This window comes from Paraburkholderia sp. 22098, from assembly GCF_052045935.1.
Taxonomy (GTDB): Bacteria; Pseudomonadota; Gammaproteobacteria; order Burkholderiales; family Burkholderiaceae; genus Paraburkholderia; species Paraburkholderia caledonica.
In genome coordinates this window covers 168,831-186,462 of sequence record NZ_JBQEPV010000008.1, presented here as the reverse complement: position 1 = coordinate 186,462, position 17,632 = coordinate 168,831, and the positions used below count along the sequence as shown (strand labels likewise).

Sequence of the window (17,632 nt, the reverse complement as noted above, 5' to 3'; positions counted from 1 at the left end):
AAGCGCGGCGGGCCATGACAGCGATGTGTCCGCCGGGCAAGCAGAACACGAATTCAGTATCGCAGATGCATCGCTGCGTACTCAGTCCTGCCAAAGCAAAACATTGTTGCTGTTTAGCGTCTCAAGGCAGGTCTCAAGGCAGCGACTGATCGACTTGGGCGGCGCGAGGTTGCGGGTGCAACATGTCCGCAACGCGCCAGAACGCGGGGCGCTCTGCACGTCCTGTGCCACCGAAAAAAAACCGAAACTCCCCCGCGAGAAGTTCGTCTGAAGAGACCAGACCTTCTACAATCGGAAGCGACCGGGCACCACCCGCCGCAACTGGAAGTGAAGCGAAACGCAGCAGCGAACCATAGGAGCGACCCTGATGCAGCAGCCTGAAGCCCTCGGCGGCCTGTCCCACTCGGGCGGAATCGATCACCGCGAACCCGAGCAGGACGGCGTTTTCATCCCGACGGAAAACCTCAACGTTGCCAGCGCCACGCAGCACGTGCTGAAGTCGGGCGACACCTTCATCGTCAACGATCCTCTCGGCGATATCACCGGCCACGACGACGGCCTTTTCGTCAACGACACCCGCGTGCTTTCGCAACTGCGCCTCACGTTCGGTGGCCGCGCGCCCTCGCTGCTGTCGGGCAGCGTCAGCAGCGACAACACGTCGTTTACCGCGCATCTGACCAACCGTCCGTTGCCGCCGCTGGGCGGCGACAGCACGCCTGAGGGCGTGATCCACGTGGAGCGCGTGCGCGTTCTGTCGGGCACGGTGCTCAACGAAGCAATCGAACTCACCAACTACGGCGCGAGCGACGCGATCGTGCCGCTCTCCATTTCGTTCGGCAGCGACTTTCGTGACATGTTCGAAGTGCGCGGCCTGAAGCGCACGAAGCAGGGGCGCATCGAGGCGCCGCGCGTGGAGAACGACGAAGTGCTGCTGGGTTACGTCGGTCTCGACGACGTGGCGCGTAATGTGCAGATCGCTTTCGCGCCGCAGCCGGACAAGCTGTTCGCCGACCGCGCCGACTACACCGTCAAGCTGCCGGCTCAGGCGTGCGTGTCGATCTATCTGTCGATCGCGGTTCAGGTGGTCGCACAATCGCCGGATGCGCCGAGCGCCGGCGTGTCGTCGCCGACTCATCCGGTGAGCGAAGCGCATATGTCGCAGATCGACACCGAGCGGCCGCGCGTCGGCCGCACCGCGGTGCGCGCCGCGCTGGTGGATGCGCACCTCGTCATGCGCGAACGGCGGCGCGTGACCGCCCGCGTGCGTTCGAGCAACCCGCTTTTCAACGCGTGGATCGACCGTTCGCTTGCCGACCTCGGCTTGTTGACCACCGACCTCGCGACCGGCCCGTATCCGTATGCGGGCATTCCATGGTTCTCCACGCCGTTCGGGCGCGATGCCGTGATTACGTCGTTGCAGACGCTCTGGTTGCAGCCGCAACTCGCGGCCGGCGTGCTGCGTTTTCTTGCCGAGCATCAGGCAAGCGAGAACTCGCCGTTTCGCGACGCCGCGCCCGGCAAGATCATGCATGAGATGCGCAAGGGCGAAATGGCGGCCACCGGCGAAGTGCCGTTCGCGCTGTATTACGGCGGCGTCGACACCACGCCGCTCTTCATCGTACTGGCCGGCGCTTATGCGGCTCGCACGGGCGACATCGCGCTGATCGACGAACTGTGGCCGGCGCTGGAACGCGCGGCGGGCTGGGTCGCCGGTGTCTGCGACAAGAATCGTTATGGGCTGCTCGACTATCAGCGCGAGTCGGACGGCGGCCTCGCGAACCAGGGCTGGAAGGACAGCCACGATTCCGTGTTTCACGCCGACGGCCGCTTCCCCGATGGTCCGATCGCGCTCGTCGAAGTGCAGGCTTATGCGAGCGCCGCGTTCGACACCATGTCTCACTTTGCAAAGCTGCGCGGCTTGCACGACGCAGCCGCGCAATACAAGGCGCGATCGAAGAGACTGCGCGAGTGCGTCGAAGAAAAGTTCTGGATGGAAGAGTCCGGCTTCTATGGGATCGCGCTCGACGGTCACGGTGAACTGTGCCGTGTGATGGCGTCGAACGCGGGTCACCTGCTGGCTTTCGGTTTGCCTTCGCGTGAGCGTGGCGAAGCGGTGGTTCGCGCGCTCGACTCCACGCTGTTTCACACAGGCTGGGGCGTGCGCACGCTGGCCGCGAGCCAGTCGCGTTTCAATCCGATGGCGTATCACAACGGCTCGGTCTGGCCGCATGACAACGCAATCTGCGCGCGCGGGCTGTCGCACTACGGCGGCAAGGCAGCGGCGGTGCGGCTGTTGCAGGCGCTGTTCCAGGCGGCCGTCAATTTCGACATGCGTCTGCCCGAGCTGTTCTGCGGCTTCCCACGCCGGCGCGGCGAGCCGCCCACCGCCTATCCAGTCGCCTGCCTGCCGCAAGCGTGGGCAGCGGGTTCGCCGTTCATGATGCTGGAGGCGTGCCTCGGCATCACGATCGACGCCGAACGCCGCGAAGTGCTGATCGAGCAACCCATGCTGCCGGAAGGCATCGACTGGCTCGAAGTCGGTGATCTGCGGGTCGGCGACGCGTCGGTGTCGATCACCTTCCGCCGCATCGGCGAGAAGGTGGTGGCCTCCGCTGAGCAGGGCGACGTCCGCGTCGTGGCGCTTCTGTGACGTCACCTGCGTCGTCCGCGGGTTAAGGCCCGCCGCCGGTCGGCAGCAGGTTCTGCGCCCTGAGTGCGTCCGTTATCCAGTCTCGGCTCAATCGGGCTTCTTCAGGCCGCTTGGATTGGCAGGCGTGCCGGGCGATGCGTCAGGACGCGGCGGGCGGGCGCCTTCGTCTGGGGCCACGATAATGCCCGAGCCGACCGGCAGCGACGCACTGCCGGTCGCCGGCGCGGAAGCGGGCGCTTGCGGCTTTGCGCTGCCCGTCGAGCTTGCGTCCGTGCGTGCGCGGCCGGTCCCTGAGCCCACCGTGCCGCCCTGTGCATGTGCTGTCCCTGCGAACGCGAGCGCCAATGCGATTGCGACGAGTCTCGTGAGCATGACGGCTTCCTCCGTCTGAAATCGGCGATGGCGCGCGGCGGCACGCATGTGCATCGCCGGATATGCATATCGGATTCATAGCCCAGCGCAGAGGGTGGGTCAATCAGGGGGAAATACTCCGTTTTAATTGCCGGCCGTAGCGCACGGCAGGCAGGCCTGCGCAGGTTGCGCTTCGTGCAGCGGCATGCGGATTGCGCACCGGCGAACGCAGAGGCGCTGCTTGCGCCGAGGTCTTCGACACGGGCGGCATTAGCCTACGTGTGAACGGAGGAGAGCGTCGCGAGAGGCGCTATTGAAGCGTCGTGCGCACTCACGCTGTACCGACGCTCGCATCCCGATCCGCGTCCGCGTCCGGTTCCGGCTCGGTTTGCCCGTGCGAAATGCGGTAGGTGCCTTTGCCGGCCTTTTTTGCTCTGTACATGGCCTCGTCGGCGCGCCTGATCAGATCGTCGACGGGTTCCTGGGCCTCCGCCAGCGCAATACCGATGCTCGCGCCGATATGGATGGTGCCGCCCGCCGTTAGCGGATAGGGCTTCGCTATTTCGCGGATCACGCGCTCGGCGATTGCAACGACCGCATGCAGAGCGGCATTCTCGACGATCACGGCAAACTCGTCTCCGCCGAGGCGTGCGGCAAATTCGCCATGCCGCAGCGTTTCGGTAAGCCGCGTCGCGACTGCTTCCAGAACTTCATCGCCGGCGGTATGGCCATGCCTGTCGTTGACCTGCTTGAAGCCGTCCAGATCCAGGTAGAGCACGGCGGTCCGCGTATCGCTGCCGCGGCGCGCGCTCGAAAGAATCTTCCCAAGCCGCTCGCGCAGTTCGCGCCGGTTCGCAAGTCCGGTAAGCGAGTCGTGGCGAGCCAGATACAGCACCTTCGCTTCGCTGCGCTTACGCTCGGTCACATCTTCGATAATCACGACGGCGCTGCCGTCCGGCACAGGGTTTCGCGTCAATTCCAACTGGCGGCCGTTGGGCAATGCGAGTGCGAGGGGGCGCCGTTTTTCGCGGAGCCACGCGGAGCATTTTTCCGTGAACTGCTGACCCAGCCGTTCGCCGAACTGCACAAAGCCGAGATGGCCGATGAACTCGGGTAACGGCACGTTCAGTTTCAGCGTGTCGAGCGTCGCGCCGAACAACTGGGCGGTGCGGCTATTTGCAATGGCCACCTTTCCCGACCGGTCGATGGTGCAAAGCCCATGCGGCATGTGCGTGAGCGCGGCGTCGAAGCGCACTGCGAGTTCGGCGTGATTCTGCTCCGCGATCATGAGGGCGACGAGCCCCCTGTAGTGGCGCTGCACGATAGATATCATGGCGCCGACGTAGAGAAGCAGAGGGGGCACGAGGATCCACGAGCCGGCGATAGGCGAGAACAGTGCGCCCAACCCGATGGGTATCGTGACGAGGCATATCTGTGCGATGGCGAGGCGCGGTACCGAAGCGTTCCGCGAAGCGACCCCGCCCAGAATGCCCGATGCGACCATGAGGGCGAGCGATGCCAGAGTGGTGTCGGCGGTGCCGACGCACCCCATGGTCCCCAGTCCGAGCATGAGGCTCGTCGTGAGGCACAACGGGGCGTACGTCGCTGCCCACGGACGCGGGTTGAGCGGGCTGTTCCGGTTATGCGACGTGTATGCCTGGATGATGCTCAGGCGTCCTAGCAATACCCACGCGTCCGCGAGCAGCCAGAGAATCGCCCACGGCTGATGCAGGCGCGCGTAGGCCACCGCGGCGACGAATGCGCTGGCAACCACTGACATGAGCAGAGGCCGCCTGTTGTCGAAAAGCGTCGCCAGCAGCCGGGCACGAATGGACGGCGATACGGCCGCGCCAAGTTCGGGCGGAGTCGCGAGAATCGACTTCGAAACGGAAAGATTTACTGCCATGGTACCGCTGGGGTCAGTGCTGGGGCGGAGCTACATTTCCTGTCTTAACGGCGAAGGAGGGCGGTTCTTTATGGGGAATTGCCCGAGGGGCGCGCTCGCGGTTCTTTGGCAGGTTGCAAACGGAAACTGGTGCGGTTCGTTCCCGTCAGCGTTGCGTTGCCGAATTGCGCGCGTTATAGGCTACGCAACGACTTGGTCCGGTTAGTCAGTCGCTGCCTTGCGTCGCGAACAGGGACATGGAGCTGGGGCCGTGACGCATCATTAGCGAACGACAGGCATCCACAAGGTGTTCCGCATCCATCGGCTTCGTCAGGAAATACCCCTGGACGTGGTCGCAGTTTGCGTCGCGCAGCGTGCGTAGCTGCTGCTCCGTTTCGACACCTTCGGCCGTCACTTGCATACCGAGTTCGTGCGACATCTGGATGATGCCCCGGATAATCGACGCGGTGGCTGCGTCGCGACCCAGCCCTGCGGTAAAGGAGCGGTCGATCTTCACCGTATCGGGTGAGAAGTCTGCAAGATAGCGCAGGCTCGAATAACCGGTGCCGAAATCGTCGATGGCAATGCGCACGCCAAGGCGCTTGAGTGCCATCAGCGTTTCCTGCGCGAGCGACGGGTTTTCCATCAATGCGCTTTCGGTCAATTCGATCTCGAGGCAACGTGGCGGCAATGCATGCTTGCGCAGCGCGTGGTCGACCACCGCGACTATCGTGTCGTCCCTGAGTTGACGCGCCGACACATTCACCGACATGCAAAGCCCCCTGCGTCCGGCAGCGCGCCAGATCGCCAGTTGCGCGAGGGCCGCATCCATGACCCATGCCCCGACTTCGACAATGAATCCGCTTTCCTCCAGTATGGGGATGAAGCTTCCCGGTCCGACCATTCCTCGTGTTGGATGATTCCACCGAACGAGTGCTTCAACGCCTTTCACCGCCAATGAAGCCGTCTCGTGAATACCCTGGAAATGAAGGACGAACTGCTCTGACGCAAGCGCCATAGGCAAACTGCGCTCGAGTTCGAAATCGCCAAGTACATCGCTCGACGCTTTGTCGGCAAAGCGGAAGCCGTTGCGGCCACCTTTTTTCGCCGCATACATTGCGATGTCCGCGCTTGTGAGGAGCGCCTCGTGATCCCGGCCGTGCTCGGGAAAGAGAGAGATGCCGATCGATGCCGTAACGAATGGCGCAGCGTTGTCTTTCCGGACGTCGGTAGAAAAGACGTTCAGAAGAGACTGTGCCAACCCCGCCAACGCAGCCTTGTCAGTCTCGCCGCTGATGATGACCGCGAACTCGTCGCCTCCGAGACGCGCAATGCATGCGTCGGAGGGCAGCGCTTGCTGAATAGTATTCGCGATGTCCTGCAACAGACGGTCGGCGGCCGTATGACCCAACGTATCGTTGAGCACCTTGAACCGGTCAAGGTCGATAAACATGAGGCCGAACGGAACGTTCTGTCTGCACAGTGTTTTCATCCGCCGAACGAGGGCGGTACGGTTGGCGAGACCGGTGAGTCCATCGGTGTAGGCTAAACGGTCGAGTGCCGCGAGGCGTTCCTGCTCCGACGTGATGTCCTCGCTCACGCCGATAATGCGCACCACGGTTCCGGACCCATCGCGGACCGGGTAGGCCGTGCTTCTGATCCAGCGCAGGCAACCATCGGGGCGCCGGATGCGGTATTCCGAGCGGCCTTCGACCCCTTCCGACGCGATACGTTGCATCTCCGCTAGCAACGGCTCCAGGTCCTCAGGCAATACCAGGTCGAGCCACGCCGAGGGCCTCGTGCTGAGCTCTTGAGCTTTGATGCCGAACACGCGCTCGACGCCCGCACTCACATGATAAAAGTGTTCAAAATGCGCGCTGTACGAGTAGAACACGAGCCGAACATGCGACTCCATCTCGTGCATGAGTTCATTGCGTTCGCGGAGTGCTTTTAGCAACTCGCACTGCTGAGTGACATCTTCTGAAGCACACAGAAGCGCGACTACCGCGCCGTTCTCCGCAGTAACGGGTGTCAGCGTCGAATTCCACCACTTGGTGCGTCCCTTGGTCGTCGGGCAGCTTCCGGTGAAAGATGCGCTCGTTCCGGCGAGAGCGGCACGCCACGCGTGCTCGGCGGCCGTGCGCTCGTCGCCGCTCCAGAAATTGAGCCAGTCCGCGCCGCTGAGTTGTTCTGGCGACTCGGCTTCCATCAACGCGGCTCCGTGCTCGGACACCCGCAGCATTTTTGCATCGGTATCGAGCACCTTCAGGCAGTCGCGATTCGCGTTGAGAAGCCCACTCGCGAGTGCAATTGCGGCGCGCTGCCGGGCGTGGTCAGAAGCGAGCTTTCGACCGATAGCCACGAGCCCGACGACGCCTGCGGCCAGTGCCAGTGCAAGACGTACGGTGGTTGCCGCTTCGCTGGCGACGCGATGCGCCAGAATGCCTAAGCCGATGCCGGCGGCGGCAGCAATGAGGAGACTGGCAAGCGGTAGAGTGCTGCGTTGACCGTACTGGCCAAGAAAATAGGAGAGAAACTGCTGGTTGCGGGCCGACGAACTAGTGACGCCTGCGTGAGCATTGCCCTGAGACCGCTCTCGACTGGAAGGTTTAGGGCGCCATGCCGCTTTGATTCTCACGCTGTTCTCCGACTGCCTGTTCGCGTGACCGTTCGAATGCCGCGTGCCACTACGTCCCTAGTATTACGGTCCATTTGCGCGAATCTTTAATGGCGGGGTGCCTGAGAACGGGCGGTTCTTCGTCGGGGCGCGTGGACGCGCGCCGTGCTGTTGGTTGCAGCGCGCAATACGAGGCGAGTATTCCGGCGCCTTGCCGGGACGGTAGCACGCGCCTCTGCTTTGTTGGAGGGCCGCTCTACAGATCTATTGCCGGCCGCCGATAAGATGCTTAATGCGTGCAGTTGTTAACAATGGACGATAAGTCCAAAGCTGTGCGGATAAGCGAGCGAAGCTCAACGCCGAGCGGCGAGATACTGTGACTTCTGGCGTTATCGGCTCGACGCCGAAGCAGACAATGACGGTAAATACGAAATGGCTTCTTTCAAGATTCACGATCACGCGGCCGAGCAGCCGCAAAAATGTTCCGGGTGCCGGGACACAACGCGCCCGCCCGTTGAGATTGGGTTCGCGTTTCAGCCCATCGTCGATATAAGCGCAAGCACCGTGTTCGCGTGTGAGGCGCTGGTGCGCGGCCCAAATGGCGAATCTGCCTATTCGGTGCTCTCGCAAGTCGATGACGCAAACAAATATCAGTTTGACCAGCACTGCCGGCAGATCGCCATTGCCAGTGCAGCCGCGCTCGGTCTCGACGCATTTCTCTCCATCAATTTCATGCCCAACGCGGTCTATAAGCCCGAGGTTTGCATAAGGAGCACTCTCGATGCAGCGCGAACGCATGGCTTTCCCATCGAGAGAATCATCTTCGAGACGGTGGAAGGCGAGCATTTGACTGATCGCTCCCATCTCGTCGACATTTTCCGGACGTACAAGCAGTTTGGCTTCCTGACGGCAATCGATGATTTCGGAGCCGGCTATTCCGGGCTTTCCCTGCTGGTCGATTTCCAGCCTGACATCATCAAGCTCGACATGGGACTTTTACGCGGCATCGACACTGACGGTGTGCGTCAGCGCGTTGTGCGCGGCGTGCTATCGATCTGTCAGGATTTGGGTATTCGCGTCGTTGCGGAGGGCATTGAAACCAAGGGCGAGCGCGACTTCTTCATTGCGCATGGCGTCACTCTCATGCAGGGCTATTTCTTCGCTAAACCGGGTTTCAAGTCCATTCCGACCGTTGATGCGTCCGCGTATTTAACCTGACGGCGGGGCAACTCAGCGCGGACTTTCCAGGCCAGACCATCAGCAGGGCGCCGCAAGCGCCGTACCCGAGGCGAGCTTCCGCTCGCTTTCGATGCTTCGTGCCATGCCGCTCGTGCGAGCGGCATGCGGCCTCGTGCGCCTTCCTCTTCTCCATACACAAGCCAGCAATTACTCTGTGCCGCTCCACGATCCGGCGGCAGGCATAGCGGTTGCGTATCGCTTACCGCCCATACGACGTGATGCATGCCAGGTCGATCAGAGTACGACTGCGGCCAATGGGTCGACGACGCGCAATGTCGGGCCTGCACCGACGGCGCTATCTCACGTGCACGAAAAGGAGCGCCGACCTGGAGACTGGTTCGGGCGTTCGAATACTCAGGGAGGTAATCATGGAAGCAATGAAGAAAGCAATGCTCTGTTCAGTGTTGGTGGCAGCTTCTGTTGGCGCCGCATTTGCGCAAGGCGCGGGTGGCGGCGGGAGCGGCGGTGACGGTGGCGGCAGCGGCGGCGGAACCGGCGGCACCAGTGTCGGGACAGGCGGCGCTGGCGTAGGTGGCGCGAACGGCGCGGGCCAGGGCGGCGCGGGAATGAGCGCACCCAATACGGGTGGCGGAGCGACGTCCTCGTCCAAGGGCTCCCATTCGACAATGGCGCCTACCCGCAAGCCGCAGAAGAACGCACAGGGCAAGGGCGCGTCCGATACGGCTGCCTCCAGCGCTCAATGAGCGGCCTTTAGCGTCGCTCGCGCAGGTGCGCGAATCTGATGCGTTGTAGAAGAACAGCGGCCCACCGAATGGTGGGCCGCTGGCGGTGAATTGCGTCAGTTTGTTCTCAACCGCACTCGCTACGATTTCCTCACGCGCGCTCGACCGAATCCCTGTTCAGCATGCTTCGCGGAATCGACAGAATGAGGACGCAACTGACGAGCAGGCACGCACCAAGAGCATAGGTGCCATTGTTGATATTGCCGGTCAGATCTTTAGCGACACTGGTAATCATCGAACCGGTGAAGCCGGACAGGTTTCCAACGGAATTGATGAGTGCAATGCCGGCGGCCGCCGCGGTGCCAGAAAGAATCTGTCCCGGGAACGTCCAGTAAATAGGCATCAGACCAAGAATCGCACACGTGGCAATCGTCAGGAAAACAATCGACAAAGCAACGTTGTTCGCGAACGCGGCACTCAGGATCAGGCCGATACCACCAATACAGGCTGGAATAGCGGCGTGCAGTCTGCGCTCGCCGGTCTTACGCGAGTGCCAGGCGTTCCAGATCATTGCCGCAACCGCACTGAGGTACGGAATAGCGGTCAAGAGACCAATGTTCAAAGTACTCTTTACACCAGAAGCCTTGATGATTGAAGGAAGCCAGAAGGCCAGGCCGTAGAAGCCAGTGTTGAACGTGAGAAGAATAAAGGTCAGCAGCCAGACTCGTGGGCTCTTCAACGCAGCTGCAACGCTGTGGGTCTTTTTCGAGCTTTCCTGTTCAAGATTCCTTTGCAGCAGAGCTTTCTCGGAAGCCGTCAGCCAGTTCGCCGATTGAATTCCATTTCCCATGCGGAAAAGCACGACGAACGCGACCAGAATAGAAGGAATGCCCTCAAGCAGAAGCATCCATTGCCAGCCTCCCATGCCGAGCAGACCGTGCGTGTTTTCCATCAGCCAGCCGGAGATGACGCCGCCGAGTGTCAGGCTGACCGGAATGGCAATCAGGAAGCCCGACATCGCCACGCTTTGGCGCCTCGCGGGAAACCAGTAGTTCATATACAGGATGATCCCCGGGAAGAACCCGGCCTCGCATACTCCCAGCAGAAACCGGAGAATGTAGAACATCGTCGAAGTCTGTACATGGAAGAAATGCGAAAGAGGCGAGATGAACGCTAGTGACGAGGAGACAATGCCCCACGTCACCATAATGCGTGCAATCCAGAACCGCGCACCGTATTTATGAAGAAGAAGATTGCTGGGCATTTCAAAAAGGAAATACCCCCAGAAGAAGATGCTGGCGCCCACGGCGTAAATGCTGTCGCTAAAGCCGAGCGCGTCGAGCATCTGCAGCTTCGCAAAGCCCACATTGACACGATCCAGATATGCGACCACGTAGCACAGAAGCAGCAGCGGCAGGATGCGCTTCAATACCTTTCGATACAACTGTTCTTCGGCCTCGCTGGCTACGGCGGGTGCCGCCGCTGCCTGAGTAAGGGTTGGCATTGGGACTGTCTCCTTTTGGTATGTCCTCTGCGAGGAATGCCCGACTTGATGTTACCGATAACATCGGCGGGCAAAGCTTTCCCCCGTGGGAAAATGTTATCGGTAACGAAGGTAGCATGATGCGCCCTCGAACGGCAAGCCAGGGGAATCTACCTAGGCGCGCAATATCGGGTGCCGTATCATGCTGAGTCGTTGCGAGTCGGTCATGCCGCGTTCCGGCTGACTCGCTCATGAAAGCAAACCACCCCGAGACCGATGGGCAATCCCCGCATCAACGACCGTACCGTCAGCGACCCGCATCCTGGTCCACCTCGCATGTCGGACGTCGCGCGTATCGCGGGCGTTTCGAAGATGACGGTGTCTCGCGTACTGGCGGGGCACAGCGTGGCGCCGGCAACCCGGGAGCGCGTACAGCAGGCAATCGACGACCTCGGCTACGTGGCCGACGCCGCCGCAGGCGCGCTGTCGTCCGGGAAGTCGGAATTCGTCGCCGTGCTCGTACCGTCTCTCGCTAGCTCGAACTTCTCGGACACCGTGCGTGGACTGTCCGCCGCGCTAGAGCCTCATGGCCTGCAGATCCTTCTGGGAGACACCGACTACGACCTCGCTCGCGAAGAGCGACTGGTTCGTTCGATGCTCAGATATCAGCCTCGCTGCATCGCGCTGACCGGGTCGCAGCATACTGAAGGAACGCGGCAAGTACTCGAGCGCTCGCGCATTCCTGTGGTGGAAATGTGGGATCTGCCAACCAATCCGATCGACATGGCGGTCGGCTTTTCAAACGCACGGGCAGCGCGTGAGATGGTGCGATATCTGAAGGACCGGGGTTACCGCAAAATTGGTTTTCTGGCCGGCGCAAGTGACCTCGATCGACGCGGTCTGGAGCGCCTGAAAGGTTACCAGCAGGAGATGAAGGCACAAGGGCTCGGCGAGCCCCGGGTGATCCGCTTTGGCGAATCGCCTATCACCATGAGTCACGGCGCTCCCGCGCTAGATGCGCTTCTCGAACGATGGCCCGATACGGATGCGGTCATGTGCGTGAGCGACATGTCCGCGTTTGGCGCCATCATGCAATGCCACCGTCGCGGACTTCGCGTTCCCGACGATATCGCAGTGGCGGGCTTCGGCAATTTCGAAGTGTCCGTTTGCTGTAACCCGACGATTACGACGGTGTCAGTCGACGCCTACGGTATCGGCTCTCGCGCGGGGCAACTATTGCTGTCGTCAGTCGCGTCGGTTACTCCGCGCGCGATACCCGAGCGCCGCAAATTCACTATCGATTACACGGTGATTTCGCGCGAAAGCGCGTAACCTTTCTTGGTGCACAGCGTCTGCGCAGCGTGATAACATCAATGGATGTTACCGATAACAGATCTGACCGATCTGACCGATCTAACCGGTCTGTCTGCACGGAGACCGCAGCGAGCGCCTCGGCGCTAACGCTGTCGCAGCAACGGCGATCGTCGCTATCGGATTGCACGACATCGCCACGACATGGACACGACGGAGTACAACGCATGACTCAGCTCAATGCCAGGCGCTTGCGCAGCCAGGAATGGTTTGACGACCCTGCCAACGCGGACATGACCGCGCTTTACGTAGAGCGCTTCATGAACTATGGCCTCACGCGGGAGGAGCTGCAGTCCGGGCGGCCCATCATCGGTATTGCGCAGACAGGCAGCGATCTGGCGCCCTGCAACCGTCACCATATCGAACTCGCGGCGCGCACTAAAGCAGGCATTCGTGACGCAGGCGGGATTCCGATGGAGTTTCCGGTTCACCCGCTCGCGGAACAAAGCCGCCGTCCTACTGCCGCACTCGACCGCAATCTCGCTTATCTTGGTCTCGTTGAGATCCTGCATGGATTTCCTCTGGATGGCGTCGTGCTGACAACAGGCTGTGACAAGACGACGCCCGCCTGCCTGATGGCCGCCGCAACGGTCGACATGCCGGCGATCGTCTTGTCTGGCGGTCCGATGCTGGACGGTTGGCATCAAGGCAAACGAGTGGGTTCGGGAACGGTCATCTGGCATGCGCGCAACCTGCTCGCGGCGGGCGAGATCGACTACGAGGGGTTCATGGAACTGACCACCGCGTCGTCTCCGTCCATTGGGCACTGCAACACGATGGGAACCGCGTTGTCGATGAACAGTCTCGCCGAAGCGCTGGGTATGTCGCTTCCGGGTTGTGCGAGCATCCCCGCAGCCTACAGGGAGCGAGGACAGATGGCGTACGCTACGGGCAAGCGTATCGTCGACCTGGTGCGAGACGACGTGCGGCCGTCGAAAATCATGACGAAGGCCGCGTTTGAGAATGCGATTGTCGTGGCATCGGCGCTAGGCGCATCGAGCAATTGTCCGCCGCACCTCATCGCGATCGCTCGTCATATGGGCGTTGAGCTGAATCTGAACGACTGGCAACGTGTCGGCGAAAAAGTACCGCTCATCGTGAACTGCATGCCGGCCGGCGAGTATCTGGGCGAGAGCTTTCATCGCGCGGGCGGTGTTCCGGCGGTGCTGCGCGAGCTCGACCGCGCTGGGCTCGTGCATCGTGACTGCCTGACCGTTTCGGGCCAGGTCATTGGCGCTATCGCTGACAATGCGGCTCAACCCGACCGCGACGTCATCAAGACGACCGACGAGCCGTTGAAGCACGGCGCTGGATTCATCGTGCTCTCCGGCAACTTCTTCGACAGCGCCATCATGAAGATGTCCGTGGTCGGCGATGCATTCAGAAATACCTATCTGAGCAAACCCGGTGCGGAAAACAGCTTCGAAACAAGGGCAATCGTGTTCGACGGACCCGAGGACTATCACTCCCGCATCAATGATCCGTCGCTCAACATCGACCAGCATTGCATTCTGGTGATTCGCGGTGCGGGCACCGTGGGTTACCCAGGCAGTGCCGAGGTCGTGAACATGGCGCCTCCTGCCGAGCTCGTGCGTAAAGGTATAACGTCGCTGCCCACAATGGGCGACGGCCGGCAAAGCGGAACGTCGGCCAGCCCGTCGATTCTGAACATGTCGCCGGAAGCGGCTATTGGAGGCGGGCTCGCTCTTCTGCAAACGGGCGACCGCATTCGCGTCGACCTGAATACGCGGACCGTGAATGTTCTGGTCGATGAAGACGAGCTTGCACGTCGTCGTGAGACAGTGAGCTTCGACATTCCGCCGGCGCAGACACCGTGGCAAGAGCTATATCGGCAGACCGTCGGTCAGTTGTCCACGGGCGGATGCCTCGAGCCCGCAACGCTTTACCTCAAAGTCATAGCAGAACGCGGCAACCCGCGACATTCCCATTAAACCGGCAGCGCTGGCATCTCATCGTGATGCCAGTCCGGCCGACTCGATCTGCCTGTGTGAACGGAGACAACCCTCATCATGACGTCACAAAACCCCACCAGCTATCTGCCTGACGACTTGCAGCGGGCGCTGCTTGTCGGTCGCGTCTGGCGCAAAACGGCCGCATACGAAGGGCCGTCTGTCGTCGTAGTGCGTAACGGCGAAGTACTGGATATCACCGCGAGTGTGCCGACCACTGCCGACCTGTTCGATCGTGAAGACGTCGTTCAGTTTGCCCGGACGGTTGCGGGTGAGGCGCTTGGCTCCATTGAGAAACTGGTCGAAGCAAACCTGGGCGCGGTGCAAGAGGACGCGCCCCGGTTGCTTGCTCCCAATGACGTACAGGCAATCAAGGCGTGTGGCGTCACGTTTGCCGTTAGCCTGATCGAGCGGGTGATCGAAGAGCAGGCGGGCGGAGATCCCGCTAAAGCCGAAGAGGTTCGAGGAACCATCGCCGCCACCATCGGCACCGACCTGTCGAAAATCAAGCCGGGTTCGGAAGCGGCAATGAAACTCAAGGCGGAACTCGAACGACGCGGCGCATGGTCTCAGTACATGGAAGTCGGCATCGGGCCCGACGCCGAAGTTTTCTCGAAGTCGCAGCCAATGTCCGCGGTAGGTTTCGCGGCCGACGTCGGCCTGCTCGCGGCGTCGAAGTGGAATAATCCGGAGCCGGAAATCGTCCTTGCAGTGAATAGCCGTGGCGAGGTTGTCGGTGCAACGTTAGGCAACGACGTCAATCTGCGCGACATAGAAGGGCGCTCGGCTTTGCTGCTGGGCAAATGCAAGGACAACAACGCGTCATGCGCTATCGGTCCTTTCGTGCGTCTGTTCGACGACTCGTTCGACCTCGACTCCGTTCGCAAGACCAGTGTTTCGCTGCGCGTGGAAGGTGCGGACGACGGCTTCGTCCTGGAAGGCGTCAGCCACATGAGCGAAATCAGCCGGGACCCGGCGGATCTCGTCGCGCAGACATGGGGACGTCATCACCAGTATCCGGACGGTTTCATGCTGTTCCTCGGCACGATGTTCTCGCCGATCAAGGACCGCGACACGAAGGGCGGCGGCTTCACGCATCACCTTGGCGACAAGGTGACCATTTCGGCTCCCGAACTCGGCGCGCTGATCAATACCGTGCGACTGAGCACGGAGGTCGCGCCATGGACTTTCGGTGTGCGCGCGCTTTATCGCAATCTGGCTTCCCGGGGCGTGCTTTAAGCTACCTTTGAGCGGCTTCGTGCGGGCGCACGAAGCCGGGACATCTTACTGCGCCTGTGCGGCCTGACGTTGAGCGGCCTGGTGCTGTGCGGCCTGCTCCTGAGCGCGCTGTTTGGCGAGGTGTCTGCCCACCATGCAGCCGCCGACCGCGCCGACAACAGCATGGTGCCCCGCGTAATGCCCGGCGACGCCGCCCACTACCGCACCCTTGATGCAGCCTGCGGCGTTCGCCGTGCCTGCCGCTCCGAAGACCAGCGTGGTTGCAATCAGGGCGATTCTTATCGGGCTAGCTTTCATTCGAAGATACTCTAAGGTTGGATGGTGAGATCTGGCGCTTTAGGGCGCCATTTCAATACCCGCGCCATTCATGACGCTCACGCCATTCGTGCTCGCGCCATTCGTGGCGACGCCACTCACGTTCACGCCATTCGCGACGCTCACGCCATTCACGCGCCCGCCAGTCATAGTCGCCGTATGCGACGGCGACAGGGGCGGGAGCATATACGACTGGAGGCGGCGGTGCGTAGACCGGTTCAGCCGGCGCATAGACTCCCACCGGGATGCCAATTCCAACGCCGACGTTGACATGAGCCGAAGCGGCCGTCGACGCTGCCAATGCAGCAAGACCGAGTACTACGCCGAAAATCTTCTTATTCATTGTCGCTACTCCCTCGCACGCGTTGCGTGCCGTGTCGGTGAACATGGCTCGAAGTGTAGGAGACGAGTCCGGACACAGGTGCAACGGCTCTGCGAGATTGGTAACACGACATTACGCGCTCATCGGGACTGCCGGTCCGCGTCGCAGAAAGCCTGTTGCAATGTCACGTCACGGCGCCACAACTTTCGTCTGCCGATGTGCCATGATGGCAACAGAAGAGTAGGCGTAAGACGGTCACGTGGCCAATCGGGCAAGGGAGGCAAAAGTGACGAATGACGACAATGTGTTGGGCGAGCAGTCGGCGCAGATACCGGAAGCGCTCCAGACACTCGCTGGCTACCTGGAACGGTCTCTTGACGGCGCTAGCAGCGTCGTCATGATGCGGCACACGAACGATCTCTGCACCGTCTATCTGGGCAATCCCGAGGGGCCGCGTGAGGAACTCAGGCAGATCGGCGCGATATCCACGGCGCTTGCCAATGAGATGCTCGAGTCGACCTCTTCAGGGGTGAATCTCATGCAGATCGACGGTCAAACGTATCGCTTTGCTCGCAGCTTCACCGAGGTCGGCGGCGTGGCGGCTGTTGTCTTTTCAACCGAATGATGTTGCTCGCGGCGTTGCTTTTGACCGTCGAGCAACGGTTGGCGATCGTTTCAAATGGCGTCATGCGCCTGATCGGTTAAAGGAGGATTGGTGCGTTCGAGAAAGTACTTCGGCCTTCTGCTGTTCATGGCAGCCCTCGGTTCGACGCGTGCGTGGGCGAGCGACATTCAATGCGCTGCAACCCGGCAGCCGGCAGAGCGCGTCATATGCGACCACGCCATTCTGAATAACGAGTACGACGATATCGTCGCTCAGCAGCAAGCGCTGCTCAGCAGCGGAAAGCTGTCATCCGGGCAGCTCGCGCAATGGCGCCAAGCGCGCAATGCTTGCACCGACGTCCACTGCATCGACACAGTGTTCGCGCAATGGAAAACGATGGCTCGGTCCATTTCGGCGAACGCCGCGGCTGCTCCGGCGATCGCTTCGTCAACAGATTTCGCTCCTGTCGGACCGGCATCCGATGCTGGTGCTCTCACGTCCGACGCCGGAGCGTTGCCTGCGTCACAGGCATCGCCGACATCCGAGGCATCGCTAGTGCGTCAAGGCAGTGCGGCCGGCGTAGCGCTGCCGCAACCTGTCGCCAGTCAGGCGTCGTCCCCGGCGGCCGCTGCGGTTGCCACAGGCGCCCGCGAACCCCGCGGTGCGACAGGGTTGGCAACCGCACTGACGGTGCTTGTCCTTATCGCGGCAGCGTTTGGCGCGTTTGTCATCCGTCGTAAGCGAAGTGGCGGCTCGCCTAAGCATCGTTGATAAACGGTCGCAAGAGAACCGTCATCAAGCCGCGAACCCCGGCACACGAGTAAGCTTGCGGGTGCGCAGCGTCGCCTTCTCAAGGCGAGAACAACCTTCGCAACGAGCATGGGCGGCCCGCGCGACTCCTCG

The 17,632-nt window shown here is 61.5% G+C and carries 13 protein-coding genes; 7 read left to right on the top strand and 6 right to left on the bottom strand.

The features are described from left to right. Positions 1-367 precede the first annotated feature (367 nt). Positions 368-2,650 (top strand): amylo-alpha-1,6-glucosidase, encoded by a 2,283-nt coding sequence (locus ACTJLB_RS18605; RefSeq protein ID WP_020070909.1) that lies wholly within the window; start codon positions 368-370, stop codon positions 2,648-2,650. A gap of 87 nt (positions 2,651-2,737) precedes the next feature. Here the strand turns inward: ACTJLB_RS18605 and ACTJLB_RS18600 are convergent, their stop codons facing one another. The 3 genes from ACTJLB_RS18600 to ACTJLB_RS18590 all read right to left on the bottom strand — a co-directional run bounded on the left by ACTJLB_RS18600 (position 2,738) and on the right by ACTJLB_RS18590 (position 7,524). Continuing rightward, positions 2,738-3,022 (bottom strand): hypothetical protein, encoded by a 285-nt coding sequence (locus tag ACTJLB_RS18600; protein ID WP_027805078.1) that lies wholly within the window; start codon positions 3,020-3,022, stop codon positions 2,738-2,740. A 310-nt stretch (positions 3,023-3,332) separates the two neighbouring features. Next, complete coding sequence (locus tag ACTJLB_RS18595; protein ID WP_440784126.1) at positions 3,333-4,907, bottom strand: diguanylate cyclase domain-containing protein; 1,575 nt, start codon at positions 4,905-4,907, stop codon at positions 3,333-3,335. Positions 4,908-5,112: 205 nt separating this feature from the next. After that, positions 5,113-7,524, bottom strand: coding sequence for a putative bifunctional diguanylate cyclase/phosphodiesterase (locus tag ACTJLB_RS18590; protein ID WP_440784125.1), 2,412 nt, complete (start codon positions 7,522-7,524; stop codon positions 5,113-5,115). A gap of 411 nt (positions 7,525-7,935) precedes the next feature. Here ACTJLB_RS18590 and ACTJLB_RS18585 point away from each other — a divergent pair, with 411 nt between their 5' ends. After that, complete coding sequence (locus ACTJLB_RS18585; RefSeq protein WP_088173815.1) at positions 7,936-8,721, top strand: EAL domain-containing protein; 786 nt, start codon at positions 7,936-7,938, stop codon at positions 8,719-8,721. Between the two features lie 389 nt (positions 8,722-9,110). Then, on the top strand, positions 9,111-9,446 hold the full coding sequence (locus ACTJLB_RS18580; protein WP_020070904.1) for a hypothetical protein: 336 nt from the start codon (positions 9,111-9,113) through the stop codon (positions 9,444-9,446). A gap of 130 nt (positions 9,447-9,576) precedes the next feature. On the opposite strand, the gene ACTJLB_RS18575 is transcribed toward ACTJLB_RS18580, so the two are convergent. Further along, a complete protein-coding gene (locus ACTJLB_RS18575; RefSeq protein ID WP_087751174.1) occupies positions 9,577-10,929 on the bottom strand; it encodes an MFS transporter in 1,353 nt (450 codons plus the stop codon). Positions 10,930-11,184: 255 nt separating this feature from the next. On the opposite strand from ACTJLB_RS18575, the gene ACTJLB_RS18570 reads away from it, so the two are divergent. The 3 genes from ACTJLB_RS18570 to ACTJLB_RS18560 all read left to right on the top strand — a co-directional run bounded on the left by ACTJLB_RS18570 (position 11,185) and on the right by ACTJLB_RS18560 (position 15,488). Next, a complete protein-coding gene (locus ACTJLB_RS18570; protein WP_310066712.1) occupies positions 11,185-12,240 on the top strand; it encodes a LacI family DNA-binding transcriptional regulator in 1,056 nt (351 codons plus the stop codon). Between the two features lie 206 nt (positions 12,241-12,446). After that, positions 12,447-14,231, top strand: a complete 1,785-nt coding sequence (locus ACTJLB_RS18565) for an IlvD/Edd family dehydratase (RefSeq protein ID WP_440784124.1) — start codon at positions 12,447-12,449, stop codon at positions 14,229-14,231. A gap of 78 nt (positions 14,232-14,309) precedes the next feature. Then, positions 14,310-15,488 (top strand): fumarylacetoacetate hydrolase family protein, encoded by a 1,179-nt coding sequence (locus ACTJLB_RS18560; protein ID WP_440784123.1) that lies wholly within the window; start codon positions 14,310-14,312, stop codon positions 15,486-15,488. A 45-nt stretch (positions 15,489-15,533) separates the two neighbouring features. Here the strand turns inward: ACTJLB_RS18560 and ACTJLB_RS18555 are convergent, their stop codons facing one another. Both ACTJLB_RS18555 and ACTJLB_RS18550 read right to left on the bottom strand, forming a co-directional pair. Next, the gene (locus tag ACTJLB_RS18555) at positions 15,534-15,785 is read right to left on the bottom strand and encodes a hypothetical protein (RefSeq protein WP_088173811.1); all 252 of its coding nucleotides are present in this window, start codon (positions 15,783-15,785) and stop codon (positions 15,534-15,536) included. Between the two features lie 52 nt (positions 15,786-15,837). Beyond that, a complete protein-coding gene (locus tag ACTJLB_RS18550; protein WP_027805075.1) occupies positions 15,838-16,146 on the bottom strand; it encodes a hypothetical protein in 309 nt (102 codons plus the stop codon). Between the two features lie 238 nt (positions 16,147-16,384). On the opposite strand from ACTJLB_RS18550, the gene ACTJLB_RS18545 reads away from it, so the two are divergent. Then, a complete protein-coding gene (locus ACTJLB_RS18545) occupies positions 16,385-16,750 on the top strand; it encodes a hypothetical protein (RefSeq protein ID WP_440784122.1) in 366 nt (121 codons plus the stop codon). Positions 16,751-17,632: the final 882 nt, after the last annotated feature.